The following is a 25,566-nucleotide window of genomic DNA, read 5'->3' as shown; positions in this document are numbered from 1 at the left end:
ATGTATAAAACTTCCGAATTGCTTAATAAGTTAATAGTGTAATAGGGAATGTTCCCTGTTAAAAGGAGGAACACAATGGAATACGTAATTGAGATGAATAACATTACGAAAGTATTCCCAGGCATTGTAGCGAATGATGATATTACGCTGCAAGTAAAGCAGGGTGAGATACATGCTTTACTTGGAGAAAATGGTGCAGGGAAATCCACATTGATGAATGTACTATTTGGTTTGTACCAACCAGAGCAGGGTGAAATTAAAATTAAAGGTAAACCTGTAAAAATCACAAATCCGAATATAGCAAATGACCTTGGTATTGGAATGGTCCATCAACACTTTATGCTTGTTCATAATTTTACAGTTACAGAGAATATTATTCTCGGAAATGAACCGAAGAAAAAAGGGAAAATTGCTGTTGAGGATGCTGCTAAAGAAATTCAAAAACTGTCTGAACAATACGGTTTGGCTGTAGATCCATATGCGAAAATACAGGATATTTCAGTGGGTATGCAACAGCGTGTTGAGATTTTGAAAACTCTTTACCGCGGTGCAGAAATTTTAATATTTGATGAACCGACAGCTGTGTTAACACCACAAGAAATTCATGAGCTAATTCAAATTATGAAAAAGCTTGTACAAGAAGGAAAATCTATTGTTCTTATTACACATAAGTTGAAAGAAATTATGGAAGTTTGCGATCGTTGTACGATTATTCGTAAAGGAAAAGGGATTGGAACGGTTGACGTTGCAAATACGGATGAAAATAAACTTGCAGAATTAATGGTCGGACGTCAAGTGAATTTTAAAACAGAAAAAATAGACGCGAAGCCAAAAGAAGAGGTACTTTCAATTGAAAACCTTGTTGTTCACGATGCTCGTCAACTACCTGCTGTAAAAGGCCTTGACTTAACTGTTCGTGCGGGGGAAATTGTTGGGATTGCAGGGATTGATGGAAACGGACAAAGTGAATTAATAGAAGCGATTACTGGTTTACGAAAAGTTGAGTCAGGTTCTATTGCAATTAAAGGAAAAGAAATAACAAATTGGCCTGTTAGAAGAATAACAGAAGAAGGAATTGGTCATATTCCAGAAGATCGTCATAAACACGGACTCGTTCTTGATTTTTCTGTTAGAGATAATATAGTTCTTCAAACGTACTATAAAAATCCGTTTTCAAAGAAAGGGATTTTAAATTTCAGCAAAATTACAGAAAAAGCAAAGGCTCTTATTGAACAGTTTGATGTACGTACACCTAGTGAGCAAACGTTAGCACGCGCTCTATCTGGGGGCAATCAACAAAAAGCAATTATTGCACGTGAAGTAGACCGAAATCCAGATTTATTAATTGCGGCACAGCCAACACGTGGTTTAGATGTAGGAGCAATTGAATTTATTCATAAGAGATTAATAGAGCAAAGGGATAAAGGAAAAGGTGTATTACTTTTATCATTAGAGTTAGATGAAATCTTAAATGTTAGCGATCGAATTGCTGTTATTTATGAAGGGGAAATTGTAGCAATAGTTGATGCGAAAGAAACGAATGAACAACAGCTTGGATTGTTAATGGCTGGAGGAACAAAGAAGGAGCAGGTGGGTACAAATGGCTAAAAAACTTTTAACAGAACGAACGATAAATATTTTAGTCCCAGTACTATCCGTTATTTTCGGCTTACTTGTAGGAGCGATTGTAATGCTAGTTAGTGGCTATGATCCAATTGTTGGTTATAGTGCACTTTGGACAGGAATGTTCGGCAGCGCAAGTGCGATTGGTGAAACGCTCCGTACAATGATACCGCTTATTCTTGCTGGCTTATCGGTGGCGTTTGCATTTCGTACAGGTTTATTTAATATCGGGGTAGAGGGTCAATTGTTAGTTGGTTGGCTTGCAGCGGTTTGGTTCGGTTATGCAGTCTCACTACCAGCGTTCCTTCATATTCCATTATCGATTTTATTTGCCGCATTGGTGGGCGGAATTTGGGGCTTCATTCCGGGATATTTAAAAGGGAAGTTTCAAGTGAATGAAGTTATTGTAACTATTATGATGAACTATATTGCGTTGTATGTAACGTATGACATCATTAAGCGTTTCTTACATGCGGGTAATGACAAAACGTATGATATTAAAGAGAGTGCGTCACTATCTTCAGACTGGCTTGCTTCTATTACTGACGGTTCACGTCTACACTGGGGAATTATTGTAGCAATTTTAATCGCTATTTTAATGTGGTTCTTATTAGATCGAACAACTTTAGGTTACGAATTAAAGTCTGTAGGATTTAATCAGCATGCTTCTCAATATGCAGGTATGAAAGTTTCTCGTAATGTAGTATTCTCTATGACAATTGCTGGTGCATTTGCGGGGATTGGTGGAGCGATGGAAGGATTAGGGACATTCCAGAGTATGACAGCGATGTCTTCGTTTACAGGAGTAGGATTTGATGGGATTGCCGTAGCATTACTTGGAGGGAATAATCCGTTTGGTATAATCCTTTCAGCTTTATTATTTGGTGGTTTGAAAAGTGCTTCCCCTCAAATGAACTTTGAGGCAGATGTACCGTCAGAGCTTATTAATGTAATTATTGCATGTATCATCTTCTTTGTTGCATGTAGTTATGTGTTAAGATGGGCGCTTACACGCATGAGCAAGGAGGGGAAATAAATGAGCTTTTTAGATATATTAGCCATTCTTGTGACGGGTACGTTATATACATCGGCACCTATCATTTTCACAGCACTAGGTGGTGTATTTAGTGAACGATCGGGTGTTGTAAATATCGGATTAGAAGGACTAATGCTATTTGGTGCATTTATTGGAGTTGTTACAAACTTATTAATGGGTGATACTTGGGGAACGATGACTCCATGGATTGCGTTATTATTTGCGGCAATTGGTAGTGGATTATTTGCATTACTTCATGCGGTAGCTTCTATTACATTCCGAGCAGATCAAGTTGTAAGTGGTGTAGCCATTAACTTCTTATCTCTTGGTTTAACAGTATTTGCAATTAAGAAGATTTTTGATAAAGGGCAGACTGACTTTATTCAGTATCGTATTGAAAAGATTGATATTCCAGGCCTTTCGGATATTCCGGTTTTAGGGAAAATATTTTTCTCGAACGTACCAATAACGTCGTATATTGCCATTATTTTAGCATTCGTTGTTTGGTATGTTATTTATAAAACACCGTTCGGTCTTCGTCTACGTGCTGTTGGTGAACACCCAATGGCAGCAGATACGATGGGGATTAATGTATATAAAATGCGTTATATTGGAGTCTGTATTTCAGGAGTGTTTGCTGGAATTGGTGGAGCGATTTTTGCAATGTCAATTTCTAATAACTTCTCAGGGGCAACTATTACAGGACAAGGTTTCTTAGCTTTAGCTGCTATGATTTTTGGGAAGTGGAATCCACTAGGTGCATTAGGTGCAGCTCTATTCTTTGGTTTTGCGCAATCTCTAAGTGTAACGGGCGGAACAATTCCTGTATTAGATCAAATTCCAAGTGTTTTATTAACGATATTACCATATGTATTCACAATATTAGCGCTTGTTGGTTTTGTAGGTCGTTCTGAAGCTCCGAAAGCATTAGGAACTCCTTATGAAAAAGGAAAACGATAAGTATTTTATAAGTATAAAAAAGCTCGCACATTAGTGTGGGCTTTTTTACATAGAATATATTTAATACGGAATTTTACTATGTTCCTTACATATTAAAGTTTTTAGAAAGAATCATATGTAAGCATAATAAGGGAGAAAAGTTGATTTTTTATTTCTAAAAACTGTATATTGAAGAGGAATATTCCTATATACGTAAAGGAGGGCTATAAATGAAACTAATGGAACAACAACTACATGAGTTAGATGGTTTGCGCGTACATATTATTCCGACTGATAAATATAAAACGAATACCTTTGTATTTCGTTTTAAAGCGCCTTTAAATGAGGAGACGGTGACAGAGCGTGCCTTATTGCCATACGTATTGCAAAGTGCGACAGAAAAATTACCTTCTGTAATTCGTCTTCGTCAATATTTAGAAGAATTATACGGATCTTCTTTAGCGGTAGATGTAAGTAAAAAAGGGGAAGACCATATTATCTCCATTTATGTAGACATTGCAAATGAAGTTTACTTACATGATGCACCACCGTTATTTGAAAAAGCGCTTTCTATGTTGTCAGATATTGTGTTACATCCAGCAACGGAGGGCAACGGTTTCCTATCTTCTATCGTAGAAAGTGAAAAAAGAGCACTGTTACAGAGAATTGAAGCTACTTATGACGATAAAATGCGTTATGCAAACGAGCGTTTAATTGAAGAAATGTGCAAAGTAGAACCGTATCGTTTAAGTGCAAATGGAAAAAAAGAGAGTGTTATGTCTATTACAAATGAAAGTCTGTATCAATATTATCAAAAGGTGTTAGCGGAAGATGAAATGGATCTATATATTATTGGTGATATTTCAGAAAACGCCGTTGATCTTGTAAGTAAGTATTTTTCTATTTCAGCTCGTCCAGTGAGAGAAAGAAATGTACTCCTTCATAGACGAAATAATGAAGAAAAAGAAGTTGTTGAAAAACAAGAATTAAAACAAAGTAAATTACACATCGGTTATCGTACATTTGTCACATATAAAGATGAAGATTATTTTGCATTGCAATTGTTCAATGGATTGTTTGGTGGCTTTTCTCATTCGAAGTTATTCGTAAATGTGCGTGAAAAAAATAGTTTAGCGTACTATGCAGCATCGCGCTTTGAAAGTCATAAAGGTTTATTATTTGTTATGTCAGGAATTGAAGCGAAAAATTATGAAAAAGCAGTTGAGATTATTAAAGAACAAATGCTTGCGATGCAAAACGGAGAGTTTTCTGAAGAAGAAATACATCAAACAAAAAGTGTCATCCAAAATCAAATATTAGAGGCAATTGATACACCACGTGGCTTTGTAGAAATGCTATATCATGGTATTATTTCAGATCGTACACGTCCAGTTGAAGAATGGCTTACAGGTATAGAAAGTGTGACAAAAGAAGAAATTGTAAAAGTTGCTAAAAATATTGAACTAGATACAATTTACTTTTTACAAGGAACGGAGGGAGAGTAAGTGGAGAAAATTGTTTATGAGCAATTAAAAGAAACACTCTATTATGAAAAACTTCCTAATGGATTAGATGTATATGTTTTACCGAAACAAGGATTTAATAAAACATTTGCAACGTTTACGGCGAAATATGGTTCTGTAGATAATACATTTGTACCATTAGGGAAAGAAGAAATGATTCGTGTGCCAGATGGGATTGCACATTTTCTTGAGCATAAATTATTTGAAAAAGAAGATCATGATGCTTTCCAATTGTTTAGTAAACAAGGAGCATCGGCAAATGCTTTTACATCCTTCACACGAACAGCTTACCTTTTTTCAGGTACTTCAAACGTAGAACAAAATTTAAATACATTGCTAAACTTCGTACAAGAGCCCTATTTCTCTGAAAAAACGGTTGAAAAAGAGAAGGGGATTATTGGGCAAGAAATTCAAATGTATCAAGATAACCCAGATTGGCGTTTGTACTTTGGGTTAATTGATAGCTTATTTGTAAAACACCCAATTAAAATTGATATTGCGGGGACAATCGAATCTATTAGTAAAATTACGAAAGATTTATTATATGAATGTTATGAAACATTTTATCATCCGAGCAATATGTTATTATTTGTTGTGGGTGCAATTGATCCAGAGAAAACAATGGATTTAGTACGTGAAAATCAAGCGAAAAAAGATTATAAAAACCAGCCAGAAATTGTGCGTTCATTTGAAGAAGAACCAAATGAGGTAAATGAAAAGAAAAAAATTATTTCAATGCCTGTGCAAACACCGAAATGTTTAGTTGGTATTAAAGCGACTAATTTAAAAGAAAAGGGGCAAGCGCTTTTAAAACAAGAAATTGCGCTTACGTTACTTTTAGATTATTTATTTGGAAAAAGTTCTGTTCATTACGAAGCTTTATATAATGAAGGACTTATTGATGATTCATTCTCGTATGACTATACAGAAGAAAATAACTTCGGTTTTGCAATGGTTGGTGGTGATACGAAACAACCTGATGAATTGGCAGATCGTTTAAAAGATATTTTATTAAAAACAGATTATGATCAATTAGATGCGACGGCATTAGAACGAGTGAAGAAAAAGAAAATTGGTGGTTTTTTACGCTCGTTAAATTCACCAGAATATATTGCAAATCAATTTACACGATACGCGTTTAATGAATCTAGCCTATTTGATGCATTGACTGTATTAGAAGGACTAACCGTTCAAGACTTACAAGAAGTAGCGGGATTATTGTTATCAGAAGAAAAAATGAGTGTTTGTCAGGTGTTACCGAAAAAATAAAATTTTAAAGATACCTTCATCTTATCATTGAAAAATTGTAAGATGAGGGTATTATTTAGTTGTGTGAAAATTGAAGTTGTAGAGATAAGAGAGGGAATTTATGAAAAAGTATGCGTTAGTAACTGGAGGGAGCGGAGGGATTGGCTCTGCTATTTCGAAACAATTAATTCAAGATGGATATACAGTTTATGTTCATTATAATAACAGTAAAGAAAAGGTATTGGAATTGCAGAAGGCATGGGGAGAAGTTATCCCTGTTCAAGCCAATTTAGCTTCTAGTGATGGAGCAGAACGATTGTGGGGACAAATTGAACATCCTATTGATGTTATTGTATACGCAGCGGGGAAGAGTATTTTTGGATTAGTAACAGATGTAACAAACGATGAATTAGATTATATGGTAGAACTTCAAGTGAAGAACGTATATAAATTACTTTCAATGGCACTTCCGCCTATGATTGAGAGAAGAAGTGGTAATATTGTAATTGTTTCATCTATATGGGGACAAATAGGAGCTTCTTGTGAAGTGCTTTATTCAATGGTAAAAGGGGCGCAAAATTCATATGTGAAAGCTTTAGCGAAAGAAGTTTCTTTAAGTGGATTACGTGTGAATGCAGTAGCACCAGGAGCAATTGAAACGGAAATGTTAAGTGTTTTTTCTGAAGAAGATAAAATGGGAATTGCTGAAGATATACCATTAGGTAGAATAGGATTACCAGAAGAAGTAGCGAAAACAGTTTCATTTCTCGTATCACCAGGAGCGTCTTACATAACTGGACAAATTATCGGAGTGAATGGCGGTTGGCACTGCTAAAAAATTCTTACATAAAAAATGAATAGTTGCACAAATTAAGGATGATTTTATTACTCAATAGTGAGGTGCTTAATTATGTCAGTATTAGATAATTTTGATCAGTGGAAGAGCTTTTTAGGAGAACGTTTAGAGCAAGCGCAAGACAAAGGTTTAGATGGCGGTGCGGTATCAGATATGGCATTTCGTGTTGGCGACTATCTTGCTAATGAAGTAGAAGGACGCAATGACCAAGAGAAATTATTAGCTGAGCTTTGGAAAGTTGCTGATGAACAGGAGCAACATACAATTGCAAATTTAATGGTTAAGTTCGTACAACATAAGTAAAAGTAGAGAGGAGATTCTCCTCTCTACTTTTTTTGTATAATAATTACACAGGATAGATTATACATTTAGCTTCCCTATTAGGGTGAAATCATATAATATAGTACGTAGGTGTAAAGTAAGCAAGGGGAGTGATCTTGGATGATTGAATGGTATTTTGAATATGAAATACATAAAAACCGACCTGGCTTGCTTGGTGACGTTTCTTCGTTAATCGGTATGCTCGGCATTAATATTGTCACAATTAATGGTGTAGATAATGCACGACGTGGGTTACTTCTTATGTGTGATAATCAAGAGCAAATCTCTAGACTTGAATCAATTTTAAATACGATGGATAACATAACGGTAACGAAATATCGTCCGCCCAAGCTAAGAGATAAGCTAGCGGTTAGGCATGGTAGGTACATACAACGAGATGCAGATGATAAGAAAACATTTCGATTTGTGCGTGATGAATTAGGCTTACTTGTAGACTTTATGGCAGAAATCATGAAAAAAGAAGGCCATAAACTAATTGGGATACGCGGAATGCCTCGTGTCGGAAAAACAGAATCCATTGTTGCTGCAAGTGTTTGTGCAAATAAAAGGTGGTTATTTGTATCATCTACTCTTATTAAGCAAACTGTTCGCAGTCAATTAATTGAAGATGAGTATAGCGATGACAATATTTTCATCCTAGATGGAATTGTGTCAACGAAGCGTGCTAACGAAAGACATTGGCAGCTCGTTCGTGAAATTATGAGATTGCCTGCAACGAAAGTTGTGGAACATCCTGATGTATTTGTGAGTCAGTCAGAATACACATTGGATGATTTTGATTATATTATCGAGTTGCGTAACGATTATGATGAAGAAATACAATATAATTTAGTAGATGAAATTGAGCAAGGTACGCAAAATAATTTCTCTATGTTTGACTTTTAAAGAAATATTGAGGTGTTAGTAGTGACGGAATTGGGACAAAAGCTGAAAGAAACAAGAGAAGCGAAAGGCTTGTCTATTGATCAGCTGCATGAGATTACAAAAATTCAAAAACGCCATTTAGTGGCAATTGAAGAAGGCAATTATGATGTATTGCCAGGAGCTTTTTATGCGCGTGCATTCATTAAACAATACGCAGATGCGGTTGGATTAAATGGAGAGGAACTGCTTGTAGAACATCAGAGTACGATACCACAATCTGAAAAGCGTGAAGTTCCACAAGTATCAACGGGACAAAAAACACAAGAAACAATGCAAAAATCTTCATCATGGCCAATTGCAGATCACATGCCGAAAATCTTAGTTGCGCTGTTAGTCATCGCAGTTGGAGTGGTAATCTGGTTTGTGTTTCAAGCGTTAACTGGAAAAGATGATGAAAAAGTTCCAAGCGCTCAAAGTGAGAAAATTGAAGTTCAAAAAGCGAAAGATTCTCCGTTAGATACGAAGAAAGATGAAGTGAAAGCGGAAGAGCCAAAAAAAGAGGAACCAAAGAAAGAAGAACCAAAGAAAGAGGAGCAACCAGCACAACCAACTGAACAGCAAGAAGTGAAAGTAGTTGGAACAACTGGAAAGGTATCTACTTTGGAAATTCATAATAATAAAACATTAGAACTGGAAATTTCAGCTAAGGGTACAAGTTATGTAGATGTTAAGGATGATGCGGGTAACGAAATTCTAAATACTACAGTACAAAGCGGTCAAACAGAGAAACGCGATGTATCAACATTAAAAGAAGTACGACTTAATATTGGAAGTGCACCGAATGTTGAAATTAAACTGAATGGCCAAGTGCTTGCTTTCCCGTTAGATCCACAAAAAGAATATCACCAAAGATTGGTGATTAAAAACCGAGGGATAGAGCAACCAGCACAATAACAGTCATCGCTTCGATGACTTTTTTTCGATGAACAAATGTTTTTGATATGATGGAGGAATAGCTGTGAATTTACCAAATAAAATTACAATATCTAGAATCTTCTTAATTCCAATTTTTATGGTAATTATGTTAGCGCCCTTTGATTGGGGTTCATACAAAATTGGTGATGTTGATTTGCCAATTCAACATTTAGTGGGGGCACTTATCTTTATCATTGCTTCAGCTACAGATTGGATTGATGGACATTACGCAAGAAAGTATAATCTTGTAACGAATTTAGGGAAGTTTCTTGACCCGTTAGCTGATAAATTGCTTGTTTCGGCAGCACTTATTACATTGGTAGAGATGCAATATGTACCGGCTTGGATTGTTATTGTAATTATCAGTCGTGAGTTTGCGGTAACAGGTTTACGTCTTGTACTTGCTGGAACAGGGGAAGTAGTTGCAGCAAACCAGCTAGGGAAAATTAAGACGTGGACACAAATTATTGCAATTGCAGCATATTTATTACACGATGTACCTTTAAATTTAATCCATATTCCAGTTGCAGATATCTTCATATGGATTGCATTAATCTTTACTGTTATTTCAGGATGGGATTATTTCTGGAAAAATAGAGCTGCTTTTGTAAACTCAAAATAGAAGTTTATGGGGGAATTGGGATGAATGCTGAGATTATTGCGGTTGGAACTGAATTATTACTTGGACAAATTGCAAATACAAATGCCCAGTTTTTATCTGAAAAGTTAGCTTCAATCGGAATTAACGTGTACTATCATACTGTTGTTGGTGATAATAATAAGCGATTGCAAAAGGCGATTGAAGCTGCGGAAGAACGTGCTGATATACTTATTTTTACAGGTGGATTAGGACCAACAAAAGATGATTTAACGAAAGAAACGATAGCTGCTAGTTTAGATGAAGAGCTTGTGTATGATGAAAAGGCATTAGCCTTAATAAGTAATTACTTTAAGCGTACAGGCCGTGAATTTACGGAGAATAATAAAAAGCAAGCGCTCGTTTTAAATGGAGCAACAGTATTTGCAAATGACCACGGTATGGCGCCTGGTATGGGGGTAAATAAGAACGGAAAAGTTTATGTTTTATTACCAGGGCCGCCAAAAGAAATAAAACCAATGTATGTAAGTTACGTAGAGCCTTTTTTACGTAATTTTACAACAGGAGAAAACATTTATTCTCGTGTGCTTCGTTTCTTCGGTATTGGGGAGTCCCAATTAGAGGTGAAAGTGCAAGATTTAATTGATGGACAAACAAACCCAACAATTGCCCCGTTAGCAAATGATGGAGAAGTGACATTACGTTTAACCGCTAAGCATCAAAATGTTAGCGAAGCGGAGAAACTAATTCAACATGTGGAAGATTTGATTTTAGAAAGAGTAGGAGAATTTTTCTACGGATATGACCAAGAATTTTTGCATTATAAGGCAATCGAGTTATTGAAGAGAAAAGGGTTAACTTTAGCGTGTGCAGAAAGTTTAACAGGTGGTCTTTTTGGAAATCAAGTAACTGAAAACGCTGGTGTTTCTTCTGTATTTAAAGGCGGTGTCATTTGTTATCATAATGATGTGAAGCAACATGTTTTACGTGTGCCTGAAGAAGTATTGCATACTGATGGTGCAGTTAGTAAAGAATGTGCTCGTTATCTTGCTGAAAATGTTAAGGATGTATTAAAAGCGGATATCGGAATTAGTTTCACTGGGGTAGCAGGGCCAGATGCTTCAGAACAGAAAGAACCAGGAACAGTATTTGTTGGGCTTTCGATTAAGGATGAGCCAACTGTAGTCTTTCCTCTTAATTTAAGCGGAAGTCGTCAACAAATTAGAGAACGAACAGTAAAATATGGATTTTATCATTTATATAAAAAGCTAGAAGAGATATAAGTTTCTTCTAGTTTTTTTTACGGTTAAATTTAGATATTATTTGATAGAAAATAAAAAAACGAATAAATGTTCGATTTTTGTTGGCAAATTGAATTGAAAATAGGTATAATAAGATTAGCAATTCAGTTAAGGAGGAATTTTGAATGAGTGATCGTCAAGCAGCGTTAGATATGGCGTTAAAACAAATAGAGAAGCAATTCGGTAAAGGTTCAATCATGAAATTAGGAGAACAAGCGGAGCGTAGAGTTTCTACGGTTTCTAGTGGTTCTTTAGCACTTGATGTGGCACTAGGAGTAGGCGGATATCCACGTGGCCGTATTATCGAAATTTACGGACCTGAAAGTTCAGGTAAAACGACAGTTTCATTACATGCAATTGCAGAAGTACAACGTCAAGGTGGACAAGCAGCATTCATCGATGCGGAGCACGCAATGGATCCTGTATATGCACAAAAATTAGGCGTTAACATAGATGAATTACTATTATCACAGCCTGATACAGGGGAGCAAGGATTGGAAATCGCGGAAGCACTTGTACGAAGTGGTGCGGTTGACATTATCGTAATTGACTCTGTAGCAGCTCTTGTACCGAAAGCAGAGATTGAAGGCGACATGGGTGACTCACACGTAGGTTTACAAGCGCGTTTAATGTCACAAGCACTTCGTAAGCTTTCAGGAGCAATTAACAAATCAAAAACAATTGCAATCTTTATTAACCAAATTCGTGAAAAAGTTGGGGTTATGTTCGGAAACCCAGAAACAACTCCGGGTGGTCGTGCGTTGAAATTTTATTCAACTGTCCGTCTTGAAGTGCGTCGTGCGGAGCAATTAAAGCAAGGTAACGACATCGTTGGTAATAAAACAAAAGTAAAAGTAGTGAAAAATAAAGTAGCACCACCATTCCGTGTTGCGGAAGTTGATATTATGTACGGAGAAGGTATTTCAAGAGAAGGTGAAATCTTGGATATGGCTTCTGAGCTTGATATCGTTCAAAAGAGCGGTGCTTGGTATTCTTATAATGAAGAACGCCTAGGACAAGGTCGTGAAAATTCGAAGCAGTTCTTAAAAGAAAATACAGATTTAAGAGAAGAAATTGCCTTCTTTATTCGTGAGCATCACGGAATTAGTGAAGATTCTGGTGCTGAGGGCGCAGAAGATTCAACTCTTCTTGATTAAAAAAATAAAAGACACGGCCTCGTGTCTTTTATTTTTTTACTTCAAATGGGTTGTGTAAAGAAGGATATTTAAATATTTTAAGGAAAAGAAATGGGAATTACTAAGGTTTTCCAGTATAGTAGGCTCCTTACTTTTTAAATTTAGGTCACATTCAAGGCTGAAGGTAAAGAAAGTAAAAGTAGACAACGCTTGACAATGAAAATTACGATAGATACAATGAGAATGTATATTTTTTCTTATATACAATATACTCTTCTCAAGAAGAGAAGTAATATTCGGAGTAAGGTTTAAATCTTACCGAAATAATAATATGACATTTTAATTGTGAAATGAAGAAAGTCCCTTAAAAAAGCGGGACGACGGTCTTTGCTGTATGTTGTAATTCAATGTACATGCCGACAGTCTTTTTTCATTCATAGCAAGGGGAGGTGAAATCATGACGAGTACAGTTTGGATACTCATCTCCATTTTGCTTGCAACAGTCGGTGCAGTTGTTGGCTTTTTTGTTCGAAAGTCTATTGCTGAAGCGAAGATTAATGGTGCAGCTAATGAAGCGAGACGTATTTTAGACGAAGCGAATCGTGATGCTGAAGCACTTAAGAAAGAAGCGCTTTTAGAAGCAAAGGATGAAATTCATACACTTCGTACAGAAGCTGAATTAGAAATTCGTGACCGTAGAAGCGAATTACAAAAACAAGAAAATCGTTTAATGCAAAAAGAAGAGAACCTTGATCGTAAAGACGAAACGCTCGATAAACGCGAGCAACAGTTAGAGAAGAAAGAGGAATCTCTTGTAGCGAGACAACAACAGATTGAAGAGTTGGAAAGCAAAGTGGGAGAGTTAGTTCAAAAGCAACAAACAGAATTAGAGCGCATTTCCAATCTGACACGCGAACAAGCGAAAGCAATTATTCTTGGTAAAGTAGAAAGTGAAGTTTCTCATGAAATCGCTGTTATGGTAAAAGAAAGTGAAGTTCGCGCGAAAGAAGAAGCGGATAAGAAAGCAAAAGAGATTTTATCTCTTGCAATGCAAAGATGTGCAGCTGATCATGTTGCTGAAACAACCGTTTCGGTTGTAAATCTTCCAAATGACGAAATGAAGGGACGTATTATCGGGCGTGAAGGTCGTAATATTCGTACGTTAGAAACGTTAACGGGTATTGACTTAATTATCGATGATACACCAGAGGCGGTAATCCTTTCTGGATTCGACCCAATTCGTCGTGAAACAGCTCGTATCGCTCTTGATAAACTAGTACAGGACGGACGTATTCACCCAGCGCGTATTGAAGAGATGGTCGAAAAATCAAGACGTGAAGTGGACGAGTATATTCGCGAAGTCGGAGAGCAAACAACGTTTGAAGTGGGTGTTCATGGATTACATCCAGATTTAATTAAAATTTTAGGTCGTTTAAAATACCGTACAAGTTATGGTCAAAACGTCTTAAAACACTCTATGGAAGTTGCATATTTAACTGGACTTATGGCGGCAGAGCTTGGCGAGGATGAAAAACTAGCAAGACGTGCAGGTCTATTACATGATATCGGAAAAGCGATTGACCATGAAGTAGAAGGAAGCCACGTTGAAATTGGTGTTGAACTTGCAACGAAATATAAAGAGCATCCTGTAGTTATAAACAGTATCGCATCTCACCATGGTGACACAGAACCAACTTCTATCATTGCAGTTTTAGTTGCAGCAGCAGATGCTTTATCAGCTGCAAGACCGGGAGCTCGTAGTGAAACACTTGAAAACTATATTCGTCGTCTTGAAAAGTTAGAAGAGATTTCAGAGTCTTATGAAGGCGTTGAAAAATCATTTGCAATTCAAGCAGGACGTGAAGTTCGTATTTTGGTAAAACCAGATACAATCGATGACTTAGAAGCACATCGTTTAGCTCGTGATATCCGAAAACGTATTGAAAATGAACTGGATTACCCAGGACATATTAAAGTAACTGTTATTCGTGAAACACGTGCAGTGGAATACGCAAAATAAAGTGGTGAAACACCACTTTATTTTTTTGTGTTGGAATTGGATAAAATAAAGACAGTTAGCTATATAGCATAAAAGTGAAACAAACTTATAATAAAGATATTATAAGGAATTTACTTGATGCTATAGCAATAAAAAATGCAGTACATAGAAAGGGTAAGACATATGAGAATATTATTTGTTGGGGATGTAGTAGGATCTCCTGGTAGAGGTATGATTCAACAATACGTACCGGCATTAAAGAAAAAATATACACCTACAGTAACAATCATTAATGGAGAAAATGCAGCAGGTGGCCGTGGGATTACCGAAAAAATATATCGAAACTTTTTAGAATGTGGGGCGCAAGCAGTTACACTTGGAAACCACGCTTGGGATAATCGTGAAGTATTTGAATTCATCGATGATGCAAAATATCTTGCAAGACCAGCTAACTTCCCAGAAGGAACTCCAGGAAAAGGACTTATCTTTGTGAACTGTAATGGAACAGAAGTTGCAGTTATTAATTTACAAGGACGTACTTTCCTTCCTCCAATTGATTGTCCATTCCGTAAAGTGGATGAATTAATTAATATTGCGAAAAAACGTACGAATATTATATTTGTTGATTTCCATGCGGAGACTACAAGTGAAAAACAAGCGCTAGGTTGGTATGTAGATGGGCGTGCTACAGCAGTAGTAGGTACGCATACGCATGTCCCTACAGCGGATAACCGTATTTTACCAAGCGGAACGGCATACATTACAGATGTTGGGATGACAGGGCCGTATGACGGAATATTAGGTATGGACAGAGAAGCAGTATTGAAGAAGTTTTTAACAAACTTACCAGTACGATTTGAAGTAACAAATGGTAGAACGCAATTAAGTGCAGTGTTAATTGATGTGGATCCAAATACAGGAAAAGCAAAGAAAATTGAACGTATTTTAATTAATGATGATCAACCATTTTTTGAGTAAATTTTCGTTAAATTTTAGATAAGTTATTATATTTTAATTTTTTAGAAAAATTACGAAAATTTAGCAGGAATACGCGCCATTCCTCGTGAATATAAGTTAAAGTGAAATAATTGCTAATACTTTTTAAAGAAACGAGGAGGAAACGCGGAATGGAAATATTAAAAGTTAAAGCAACGTCGGTCCCTAATTCTGTAGCTGGTGCACTTGCAGGTGTTATTCGCGAACGCGGAACAGCAGAAATTCAAGCTATTGGTGCAGGTGCATTGAACCAAGCTGTAAAGGCAGTAGCAATCGCAAGAGGATTTGTAGCGCCTAGTGGTTTGGACCTGATTTGTATCCCAGCGTTTACAGATATTATGATTGATGGCGAAGAGCGTACAGCAATAAAATTAATTGTAGAACCTCGTTAAGTTTAAACAACCTGTTTGCAGTATGCAAACAGGTTGTTTTTATAATGGAGGAATGAAAATGAAAATTTTTGATGCTCATTGTGACGTGCTTCTTCAGTTATGGAGTGCACAAGGGAAAAGGAATTTTAAAGATGATTCACAATTACATATTACATTTGAACAGTTAAAGAGAAGAAAAGGAAGTATACAATGTTTTGCTATATATGTACCAGAAACAGTGGCATATGAAAACCGATTTGAAGTAGCATTACAAATGGTAGATATTTTTTATAATGAAATTTTATCCCTACAAGGTGTGAAGTTTATTCAGACAAAAGATGATATTAACATATTAAAACAGGACGAGATTGGAGCGATATTAACAATAGAAGGATGCGAAGCAATTGGAAAAGATGCAATGAAATTACGGTTGTTGTATCGCCTAGGAGTACGTTCTTTTGGACTAACATGGAATTATGCCAATCTCTTAGCTGATGGTGCGCTAGAGACACGTGGGGCGGGTTTAACGACTTTTGGTAAACATGTTGTACAAGAACTGAATACGTTACATGTATGGACTGATGTGTCTCATTTGAATGAAAGAAGTTTTTGGGATGTTATAGAGATTGCAAAAAATCCTATTGCTTCCCACTCAAATTGTATGAAACTTTGCGAGCACCCACGTAATTTAAACGATGAACAACTTAAAGCTCTTATAAAGCGAAATGGCATGATTGGTGTCACTTTTGTACCGCAGTTTCTAACAAATGAAAAACAAGCGAATGTAGCAGATATAGTAAGACATATCGAATATATTTGTTCATTAGGTGGAGAGCGCAATATAGGATTTGGTTCCGATTTTGATGGGATTTTAGAAACAGTTGTAAATGTATCAGCGTATCGAGATTATGAAAATGTAATGAATGAGCTTTGTAAACACTATGCTACATCTACTGTAGAACGATTTTTATATGATAATTTTGTAGAACATATGAGTTTTTAAATTCTGATTTAAAATTCAGAAAAATTAAAATTAATTCATTTGATTTTATTGCTTTTTTTAAGACCTAATACTAGAATGAAAAACAAAATAGCTTTATACTAAAGATTCAGGGAAATCAGAAGAGGCATAATTTGCGTCCGTTGTAGTTTATTTGCATAAAAAATGCTAAACTATTACTGTAAAAAAATACACTACAATGAATGCAGCCAAAAGGGGTGTAGGAGATGATTAGTCAACTTTCATGGAAAGTTGGAGGCCAACAAGGTGAAGGAATTGAAAGTACAGGAGAAATCTTCTGTATTGCATTAAACCGATTAGGATATTACCTATACGGTTACCGCCACTTCTCATCACGTATAAAAGGCGGCCATACAAATAATAAAATTCGTGTAAGTACAACAGAAGTACGAGCGATCTCAGATGATTTAGATATTTTAATTGCTTTTGACCAAGAAACAATTGATTTTAATTTCCACGAACTACGTCCAGGTGGAATTGTAGTTGCGGATGCGAAATTTAATCCAACAATACCTGACAATACAGATGTAAATCTATATGTGATACCGTTTACAGATATTGCTTCAGAATTAGGCACATCATTAATGAAAAACATGGTTGCTGTTGGAGCATCAAGTGCAGTATTAGGATTAGATGAAACAGCTTATTTAGATGTTGTTGAAGAAATCTTTGGTCGTAAAGGAGAGCAAGTCGTTCAAAAGAATATGGACGCAATTAAACGCGGCTCTCAATATATGAAAGAATTACTAGGTGAGAAAGTAAACATGATGCAGCTTGAAAAAGCTGATGGTAAAAAACGCATGTTTATGATTGGAAACGATGCAATCGCATTTGGTGCGGTAGCTGGTGGTGCTCGTTTTATGTCAGCATACCCAATCACACCTGCATCAGAAATTATGGAATACTTAATTAAAAAATTACCGAAAGTCGGCGGAACAGTAATCCAAACTGAGGATGAAATCGCAGCTTGTACAATGGCAATCGGTGCAAACTATGCTGGTGTTCGTACATTAACGGCATCTGCTGGTCCTGGTCTTTCATTAATGATGGAAGCAATCGGTTTAGCAGGTATTACAGAAACCCCATTAGTAATTGTTGATACACAACGTGGCGGCCCAAGTACAGGATTACCAACGAAACAAGAACAGTCTGACTTAATGGCGATGATTTACGGTACGCATGGTGAAATTCCAAAAATCGTAATGGCGCCAAGTACAGTTGAAGAAGCTTTCTATGACATTGTAGAAGCATTTAACTTATCTGAAGAATATCAAGTTCCTGTTATTTTCTTAACAGATTTACAGCTTTCGTTAGGAAAACAAACAGTAGAACCACTTAAATTAGATAAAGTGGAAATTCGTCGTGGTAAGCTTGATTTAGAAGCAGAATTACCAGAACGTGAAAATAAAGCATACTTCAAGCGTTATGAAGTAACAGAAGACGGGGTTTCACCACGTGTTTTACCTGGTATGAAAAATGGTGTTCACCATGTTACAGGTGTAGAACATGATGAAACTGGAAAACCATCGGAATCAGCAATAAACCGTAAAGATCAAATGGACAAACGTTTCCGTAAAATGGAGAACTTGAAGTTTAATACCCCTGTTTATAAAAATGTTAAGCATGAAGAAGCAGACGTATTGCTTGTTGGATTTAACTCAACTCGTGGTGCGATCGAAGAGGCAATGACGCGTTTAGAACAAGAGGGTATGAAAGTAAACCATGCTCATGTGCGTTTAATTCACCCGTTCCCAACAGCTGAAATCGATCCACTTGTGAAAAAGGCGAAGCGTGTTGTAGTAGTAGAAAACAATGCAACAGGTCAGCTTGCTAACATTATGAAAATGAATCTTGGTAATGGTGAGAAAATTTCTAGTCTTTTAAAATATGATGGAAACCCATTCTTGCCGAAAGAGATTTACAACGAATGCAAAAAAGGGGTTGTATTAAATGGCAACATTTAAGGACTTTCGTAACAGTGTAAAGCCAAACTGGTGCCCAGGTTGCGGAGACTTCTCAGTGCAAGCTGCAATTCAACGTGCGGCAGCTAACGTTGGCCTAAATCCAGATGAACTTGCTGTTATTTCTGGTATCGGCTGTTCAGGCCGTATTTCAGGTTATATTAATTCATATGGTGTGCATAGTATTCATGGTCGTGCCCTTCCGATTGCACAAGGTGTGAAAATGGCAAATCGTGATTTAACAGTTATCGCTTCAGGTGGTGACGGTGATGGATTTGCGATTGGTATGGGACATACAATCCATTCTATTCGTCGTAATATCGACATTACGTACATCGTAATGGATAACCAAATTTATGGATTAACAAAAGGGCAAACTTCACCACGTAGTGAAGCTGGATTTAAAACGAAAAGCACACCACAAGGTTCAATTGAACCATCACTAAATGTAATGGAAATGGCCTTAACAGCTGGTGCGACATTTGTGGCGCAAAGCTTTTCGAGTGATTTAAAAGAATTAACACAAATTATTGAAGCTGGTATTAACCATAAAGGATTTTCATTAATTAACGTATTTAGCCCATGTGTTACTTACAATAAAGTAAATACTTACGATTGGTTTAAAGAGAACTTAACGAAACTAAGCACAGTAGAGGGATATGATCCATCTAATCGCATGATGGCTATGCAAACTTTAATGGAAAATAACGGTTTAGTAACAGGGTTAATTTATCAAAATACTAAGCAACCATCATATCAAGAACTTGTTAAAGGCTATAGTGAAGAGCCTTTAGTGAAATCTGATTTAAATATGGATCAGAAAATGTTTGATGAGCTTGTTGCTGAATTTATGTAATGTAAGAAAAAAAGGTTGCCGATTTGGCAACCTTTTTTTATGTACAAAAATATAGGGTAGTCTTATTTACTTGGAAAATTCAGAATGATAAAATAATATATAAATCGTTGTATGAAAATGGCAAGTTCATTGCTTATGAAATGTAAGGTAATAAAAGGCCTTTGTATTGTTAAAATTGGCGAAACACGTCATACTATGGTAATGTTTATAGGGATAAAGCAATATGCTTTTGGGTAGGACAACAAGAAATGATAAAAAGGGAATGTCTATTTGCGTGGGGAAGACTTCATTCTTATGAATGATTAGATTGATTACTCAAGTTTCAAAGGACAAGTTATCTCTCCAGCTATCTAACCATTTTTGAGGTGAGTCTAAGCGCATTAAAATGGACTATAGAGTGTGTATAGTTAAGGGTGAAAGGAGATTACCGATGAACGAGCAACAACGATTAGCAAGTCAACAAGCAAATTCCTCTACGAAAAAAGAAGAGAAAGATTATAGTAAATACTTTGAAAGTGTATATCAACCACCTTCCTTAAAGGATGCGAAAAAGCGTGGGAAAGAAGAAGTTAAAATTGAACGGGATTTTGGCTTACCTGAAGAGTTTCGCAATTTTGGTACAGGAAGAAAGTTCTATATTCGTACATATGGTTGTCAAATGAATGAGCATGATACGGAAGTAATGGCAGGTATTTTCACAGCACTTGGATATGAACCAACTTTTTCAACTGAGGATGCAGATGTAGTTTTATTAAACACTTGTGCAATTCGTGAAAATGCTGAAAATAAGGTGTTTGGTGAGCTAGGCCATTTAAAGTCACTCAAACGAAGAAATCCAGACCTTTTAATTGGTGTATGTGGTTGTATGTCTCAAGAGGAATCTGTTGTAAATAAAATTATGCAAAAAAATCAGCATGTAGATATGGTATTTGGAACGCATAATATTCATAGACTACCGTATATTCTAAAAGATGCGATGTTCTCGAAAGAGACGGTAGTTGAAGTTTGGTCAAAAGAAGGTGACGTAATTGAAAACCTTCCGAAAGTACGTCGTGGTGATATTAAAGCGTGGGTAAATATTATGTATGGCTGTGATAAATTCTGTACGTATTGTATTGTACCGTATACACGCGGAAAAGAGCGAAGTAGACGTCCAGAAGATATTGTCCAAGAGATTCGTCATTTAGCTGCAAATGGTTATAAAGAAATTACTTTACTTGGACAAAACGTAAATGCATATGGTAAAGACTTTGAAGATATAGAATACGGTCTTGGCGATTTAATGGACGAACTTCGTAAAGTTGATATTGCCCGTATTCGTTTTACAACGAGCCATCCACGTGATTTCGATGATCACTTAATTGAAGTGCTTGGAAAAGGTGGCAACCTAGTAGAACATATCCATTTACCAGTTCAATCTGGAAGTACAGATATGCTGAAAATTATGGCACGTAAATATTCGCGTGAGCATTATTTAGAACTTGTAAGAAAAATTAAAGAAGCAATTCCAGATGTAGTATTAACAACAGATATTATCGTTGGTTTTCCAAATGAAACAGATGAGCAATTTGAAGAAACGATGTCGTTATATCGTGAAGTAGGGTTTGATACTGCCTTTACATTCATTTATTCTCCTCGCGAAGGTACACCAGCTGCAAAAATGAAAGATAATGTACCGATGGAAGTAAAGAAAGAACGTCTTCAGCGCTTAAATACACTAGTAAATACGTTGGCAATTGAAAAGAATAGTCGTTACAAAGGTCAAATTGTAGAAGTGTTAGTTGATGGGGAAAGTAAAAATAATCCGGAAGTACTTGCAGGTTATACTCGTACGAATAAACTTGTAAACTTCGTCGCTTCAAAATCTTTAATTGGTCAGCTTGTGAAAGTGAAAATAACGGAAGCAAAAACTTGGTCTCTTAACGGGGAATTAGTTGAAGAGCCGATTGAGGTGAAATAATAGATGAAAGTATATTCGAAAGATGACATTGTTGAACAAGCGAAAGAATTAGCAAAAATGATTTCTGAAACAGAAGAAGTTGATTTTTTTAAGAAAGCAGAGGCGCAAATTCATAAAAATGAAAATGTAAAGCGCGCAATCGATGAAATTAAAGCACTGCAAAAACAAGCAGTAAACTTGCAACATTACGGGAAATGGGAAGCTTTAAAAAAGGTAGAAGCTGAAATTGATGCATTGCAAGATAAGTTAGACAGTATTCCAGTCGTACAACAATTTAAATCTTCACAAACATACGTAAATGACTTATTACAGTTAGTTGCTAGTACAATTTCTAACAACGTAACAGATGAAATATTAATTTCAACTGGTGGCGATGTACTAAAGGGTGAAACTGGCGCAGCGGTAGAAAGTAAAAAAGGAAATTGTGGTTGTTAAAGAGATGTCATATTGACATCTCTTTTTTTTGTGGATTAAACGTAAGTTCTTCTCAAAAAAAGAATGACACATTCCGCTATTGTCACGCATATGATTAAGTGAATAGTGATTGAGGAGGGTTACGAATGTCCGAATTTAGAGAGATTATTACAAAAGCAGTGGTTGGAAAAGGACGTAAGTATACAAAGTCAACGCATACATGTGAATCGAATAATGAGCCAACAAGTATTTTAGGGTGCTGGGTAATTAACCACTCGTACGAAGCAAGAAAGAATGGAAAACATGTGGAAATTGAAGGTTTCTATGATGTGAACACTTGGTATTCATTTGATGGAAATACAAAGACTGAAGTTGTAACAGAACGTGTGAACTACACGGACGAAGTAAGTATTGGTTATCGTGATAAAAACTTTTCTGGTGACGATTTAGAAATTATTGCTCGTGTTATTCAGCCGCCAAATTGTTTAGAAGCACTTGTATCACCAAATGGTAATAAAATTGTTGTAACTGTAGAACGTGAATTTGTAACAGAAGTAGTTGGAGAAACGAAAATTTGTGTAAGTGTAAATCCTGAAGGCTGCGTAGAATCAGATGATGATTTCCAAATTGCTGATGATGAATTTGAAGAATTAGATCCGAACTTTATAGTTGATGCAGAAGAAGAGTAATAGAAAGCTAGGGAGAAGTTCTTCCTAGCTTTTTACTTTACATAAGTGGGGCTGAATGAACATGATTCTTTATGAAATATGTTATAATGAAGAAAGACTCCTGAAATAGGAGATAAGAGTGTCCGTGAAATGCGACATATATGAAAATAGATTATCATGTAAGAATTATGGAGGAAAAGTATGACTCAATATACGCCTATGATACAGCAATATTTAAAGGTTAAGGCAGATTATCAAGATGCCTTTTTATTTTTTCGCTTAGGCGATTTTTATGAAATGTTCTTTGAGGATGCTGTAAAAGCAGCTCATGAACTTGAAATTACATTAACGAGCCGAGATGGCGGTAGTAGTGAACGTATACCAATGTGCGGTGTACCGTATCATGCGGCTAAAAACTATATTGAACAACTTGTTGAAAAAGGATATAAAGTAGCTGTTTGTGAGCAAGTAGAAGATCCGAAAACAGCTAAAGGTGTAGTACGTCGTGAAGTAGTACAATTAATTACGCCAGGAACGATGATGGAAGGGCGTACAATTGATGAGAAAGAAAATAACTTCTTAGCCGCATTAACACATTTTGAAGATGGATCATATGCATTAGCTTGTAACGACTTAACGACTGGACAAAATACAGTAACGTTATTGACTGGTTCAGTAGAAGATATTTTATTAGAAGTGTATGCAACTGGTTCGAAAGAAATTGTTGTTGATTCTTCATTTTCTAAAGATGAACTAAACAAGTTAACTGAAACATTGAAAATGACGATTTCGTATGAAGATGCAACGGCAATTCCGGAAGGATTAGAACATCTTGTGAAAAATGTTTCACAAGCAAAATTAATTAAAGCAGTTGGACGTTTATTTAACTATGTAATAAGAACGCAAAAACGTTCTTTAGATCATTTGCAACCAGTAGAAATTTATTATTCGAATCAATTTATGAAAATTGATGTACATTCAAAGCGAAATTTAGAACTGACAGAAACACTTCGAACGAAAGAAAAAACAGGATCACTATTATGGTTATTGGACAAGACGAAAACAGCTATGGGTGGTCGTATGTTAAAACAGTGGATGGAACGTCCACTTATACAAAAAGAAAGAATTGAAGAGCGTTTAGAAATGGTTGAAACGTTTGTAAATGATTACTTCTTACGTGAAGATTTAAAGGAAAAGTTAAAAGAAGTATATGATTTAGAACGCTTAGCAGGAAAAGTTGCATTTGGTAACGTAAATGCAAGAGACTTATTACAATTAAGACGTTCATTGCTTCAAGTACCAGCTATTTTAGAAGCAATTAGTTTGTTAGATAACGCTTATGCATCGAGATTAATTCAAGGTGCAGATCCATGTGAAAGCTTAACAGAATTACTAGGAAGAAGTATTCAAGAAAACCCACCGCTTTCGATTAAAGATGGAGATATTATTAAAGATGGTTATAATGACAAGCTTGATCAATATCGTTACGTTAGTAAAAACGGGAAAACGTGGATTGCTGAGCTTGAAAAAAGAGAACGTGATATTACCGGAATTAAATCGTTAAAAATCGGATACAACCGTATTTTCGGTTACTACATTGAAGTAACGAAAGCGAATCTTGCAGCACTTCCAGAAGGTCGCTATGAGCGTAAACAGACGCTTGCTAATGCTGAACGTTTCATTACAGATGAACTGAAAGAAAAAGAAACGTTAATCTTAGAAGCTGAAGAAAAAATTGTACAGCTAGAATACGATTTATTTACAGCACTTCGTGAAGAAGTAAAAGTATTTATTCCGAAATTACAACATTTAGCGAAAGTAATTAGTGAATTAGACGTACTGCAAAGTTTTGCGACAGTTAGTGAAGAAGAACAGTTTGTAAAACCTGTACTGACAACGAAGCGCGAAATCTTTATTAAAGATGGTCGTCATCCTGTTGTTGAAAAAGTATTGAACGGGAAATTGTATGTACCGAATGATTGTATTATGCCAGAGAATATGGATGTCTTTTTAATTACAGGGCCGAACATGTCTGGTAAAAGTACGTATATGAGACAATTAGCACTTGTAACGGTTATGTCGCAAATCGGTTGTTTCGTACCAGCAACAGAAGCAGTATTACCTGTATTTGACCAAATCTTTACGAGAATTGGTGCAGCGGATGATTTAATTTCAGGTCAAAGTACATTTATGGTCGAAATGTTAGAAGCGAAAAATGCAATTGCAAACGCATCAGAAAGAAGTTTAATTTTATTCGATGAAATTGGACGCGGTACATCTACGTATGATGGTATGGCACTTGCACAAGCGATTATTGAACATATTCATGACCAAATTGGTGCAAAAACGTTATTCTCTACGCATTATCACGAATTGACGGTGTTAGAAGAGAGTTTAAATCAACTGAAAAATGTACACGTTTCAGCAATTGAAGAGAATGGAAAAGTAGTATTCCTTCATAAAATTCAAGATGGAGCAGCTGATAAAAGTTACGGAATTCACGTTGCGCAACTTGCGGAGCTTCCAGATAGCCTAATCGCTCGTGCGAAAGAAGTGTTAGCACAGCTAGAAGGACAGGAAGAAATTATTATTCCAAAACGAGTAGAAGTGAAAGTACAAGAAGCTACTCCAGAACCTGTAGTTGTAAAAGAAGAAATAGCAGAAATACAGGAAACGAAAGTAGAGACTGAAGAAGAATCGCAACTATCTTTCTTTGGAGGAGAACAGTCTTCGAAGAAACAAGAAAAGCCTCTGCTAGATCAAAAAGAAACAGCAGTACTGGCGCAAATTAAAAAAATCGATTTACTTGATATGACACCTTTAGAAGCGATGAACGAATTGTATCGCTTACAGAAAAAGTTAAAGAAAGGATGAGTAAG

Annotated in this window: 22 protein-coding genes; all 22 read left to right on the top strand. The window is 36.1% G+C overall.

What is annotated here, in order from left to right:
* Positions 1 to 75 precede the first annotated feature (75 nt).
* The 22 genes from DN407_RS18445 (at position 76) to mutS (ending at position 25,561) form a co-directional block, all read left to right on the top strand.
* Positions 76 to 1,608 (top strand): ABC transporter ATP-binding protein, encoded by a 1,533-nt coding sequence (locus tag DN407_RS18445; protein WP_000456908.1) that lies wholly within the window; start codon positions 76 to 78, stop codon positions 1,606 to 1,608.
* Positions 1,601 to 2,659 (top strand): ABC transporter permease, encoded by a 1,059-nt coding sequence (locus DN407_RS18440; protein WP_001085254.1) that lies wholly within the window; start codon positions 1,601 to 1,603, stop codon positions 2,657 to 2,659. Before DN407_RS18445 ends, DN407_RS18440 begins: the two co-directional genes overlap by 8 nt.
* The gene (locus tag DN407_RS18435; protein WP_000008857.1) at positions 2,660 to 3,619 is read left to right on the top strand and encodes an ABC transporter permease; all 960 of its coding nucleotides are present in this window, start codon (positions 2,660 to 2,662) and stop codon (positions 3,617 to 3,619) included.
* A 209-nt stretch (positions 3,620 to 3,828) separates the two neighbouring features.
* The gene (gene yfmF, locus DN407_RS18430; protein ID WP_000772405.1) at positions 3,829 to 5,103 is read left to right on the top strand and encodes an EF-P 5-aminopentanol modification-associated protein YfmF; all 1,275 of its coding nucleotides are present in this window, start codon (positions 3,829 to 3,831) and stop codon (positions 5,101 to 5,103) included.
* On the top strand, positions 5,104 to 6,390 hold the full coding sequence (gene yfmH / locus DN407_RS18425) for an EF-P 5-aminopentanol modification-associated protein YfmH (RefSeq protein ID WP_149216562.1): 1,287 nt from the start codon (positions 5,104 to 5,106) through the stop codon (positions 6,388 to 6,390). It abuts the gene before it with no gap.
* A 100-nt stretch (positions 6,391 to 6,490) separates the two neighbouring features.
* Complete coding sequence (gene ymfI / locus DN407_RS18420) at positions 6,491 to 7,204, top strand: elongation factor P 5-aminopentanone reductase (protein ID WP_149216561.1); 714 nt, start codon at positions 6,491 to 6,493, stop codon at positions 7,202 to 7,204.
* Positions 7,205 to 7,279: 75 nt separating this feature from the next.
* Positions 7,280 to 7,528: a DUF3243 domain-containing protein gene (locus tag DN407_RS18415; protein WP_000114450.1), complete on the top strand. Its 249-nt coding sequence runs from the start codon at positions 7,280 to 7,282 to the stop codon at positions 7,526 to 7,528.
* A gap of 138 nt (positions 7,529 to 7,666) precedes the next feature.
* Positions 7,667 to 8,452, top strand: a complete 786-nt coding sequence (locus DN407_RS18410) for a DUF3388 domain-containing protein (protein WP_000574107.1) — start codon at positions 7,667 to 7,669, stop codon at positions 8,450 to 8,452.
* Positions 8,453 to 8,473: 21 nt separating this feature from the next.
* On the top strand, positions 8,474 to 9,385 hold the full coding sequence (locus DN407_RS18405; protein ID WP_149216560.1) for a helix-turn-helix domain-containing protein: 912 nt from the start codon (positions 8,474 to 8,476) through the stop codon (positions 9,383 to 9,385).
* A gap of 64 nt (positions 9,386 to 9,449) precedes the next feature.
* Complete coding sequence (pgsA, locus tag DN407_RS18400; protein WP_001052967.1) at positions 9,450 to 10,028, top strand: CDP-diacylglycerol--glycerol-3-phosphate 3-phosphatidyltransferase; 579 nt, start codon at positions 9,450 to 9,452, stop codon at positions 10,026 to 10,028.
* A 20-nt stretch (positions 10,029 to 10,048) separates the two neighbouring features.
* Complete coding sequence (locus DN407_RS18395; protein ID WP_149216559.1) at positions 10,049 to 11,287, top strand: competence/damage-inducible protein A; 1,239 nt, start codon at positions 10,049 to 10,051, stop codon at positions 11,285 to 11,287.
* 143 nt (positions 11,288 to 11,430) lie between these two features.
* A complete protein-coding gene (gene recA, locus DN407_RS18390) occupies positions 11,431 to 12,462 on the top strand; it encodes a recombinase RecA (RefSeq protein WP_001283860.1) in 1,032 nt (343 codons plus the stop codon).
* Positions 12,463 to 12,898: 436 nt separating this feature from the next.
* Positions 12,899 to 14,461 carry a ribonuclease Y gene (rny, locus tag DN407_RS18385; RefSeq protein ID WP_000204911.1) on the top strand — a complete coding sequence of 521 codons (1,563 nt, stop codon included), beginning with the start codon at positions 12,899 to 12,901 and terminating at the stop codon, positions 14,459 to 14,461.
* A 162-nt stretch (positions 14,462 to 14,623) separates the two neighbouring features.
* Positions 14,624 to 15,418 carry a TIGR00282 family metallophosphoesterase gene (locus DN407_RS18380; RefSeq protein ID WP_001221095.1) on the top strand — a complete coding sequence of 265 codons (795 nt, stop codon included), beginning with the start codon at positions 14,624 to 14,626 and terminating at the stop codon, positions 15,416 to 15,418.
* Positions 15,419 to 15,567: 149 nt separating this feature from the next.
* Positions 15,568 to 15,828 carry a stage V sporulation protein SpoVS gene (gene spoVS / locus DN407_RS18375; protein WP_000404341.1) on the top strand — a complete coding sequence of 87 codons (261 nt, stop codon included), beginning with the start codon at positions 15,568 to 15,570 and terminating at the stop codon, positions 15,826 to 15,828.
* 58 nt (positions 15,829 to 15,886) lie between these two features.
* Positions 15,887 to 16,810, top strand: coding sequence for a dipeptidase (locus DN407_RS18370; RefSeq protein WP_065703380.1), 924 nt, complete (start codon positions 15,887 to 15,889; stop codon positions 16,808 to 16,810).
* A gap of 224 nt (positions 16,811 to 17,034) precedes the next feature.
* Positions 17,035 to 18,792, top strand: a complete 1,758-nt coding sequence (locus DN407_RS18365; protein ID WP_000625417.1) for a 2-oxoacid:acceptor oxidoreductase subunit alpha — start codon at positions 17,035 to 17,037, stop codon at positions 18,790 to 18,792.
* Entirely contained in the window at positions 18,779 to 19,645 is an 867-nt protein-coding gene (locus DN407_RS18360; RefSeq protein ID WP_000190155.1) for a 2-oxoacid:ferredoxin oxidoreductase subunit beta, read from the top strand. The genes DN407_RS18365 and DN407_RS18360 overlap by 14 nt, the downstream gene beginning before the upstream one ends.
* 430 nt (positions 19,646 to 20,075) lie before the next feature.
* The gene (miaB, locus tag DN407_RS18355) at positions 20,076 to 21,605 is read left to right on the top strand and encodes a tRNA (N6-isopentenyl adenosine(37)-C2)-methylthiotransferase MiaB (protein WP_149216558.1); all 1,530 of its coding nucleotides are present in this window, start codon (positions 20,076 to 20,078) and stop codon (positions 21,603 to 21,605) included.
* Between the two features lie 3 nt (positions 21,606 to 21,608).
* A complete protein-coding gene (locus tag DN407_RS18350) occupies positions 21,609 to 22,040 on the top strand; it encodes a YlbF/YmcA family competence regulator (protein WP_000870461.1) in 432 nt (143 codons plus the stop codon).
* Between the two features lie 125 nt (positions 22,041 to 22,165).
* Positions 22,166 to 22,708, top strand: coding sequence for an outer spore coat protein CotE (gene cotE / locus DN407_RS18345; RefSeq protein ID WP_001288799.1), 543 nt, complete (start codon positions 22,166 to 22,168; stop codon positions 22,706 to 22,708).
* Between the two features lie 180 nt (positions 22,709 to 22,888).
* Positions 22,889 to 25,561 carry a DNA mismatch repair protein MutS gene (gene mutS / locus DN407_RS18340; RefSeq protein WP_149216557.1) on the top strand — a complete coding sequence of 891 codons (2,673 nt, stop codon included), beginning with the start codon at positions 22,889 to 22,891 and terminating at the stop codon, positions 25,559 to 25,561.
* Positions 25,562 to 25,566: the final 5 nt, after the last annotated feature.

Source organism: Bacillus sp. JAS24-2 (genome assembly GCF_008274905.1).
Taxonomy (GTDB): Bacteria; Bacillota; Bacilli; order Bacillales; family Bacillaceae_G; genus Bacillus_A; species Bacillus_A cereus.
This window is presented reverse-complemented; position numbering and strand designations above follow the sequence as displayed.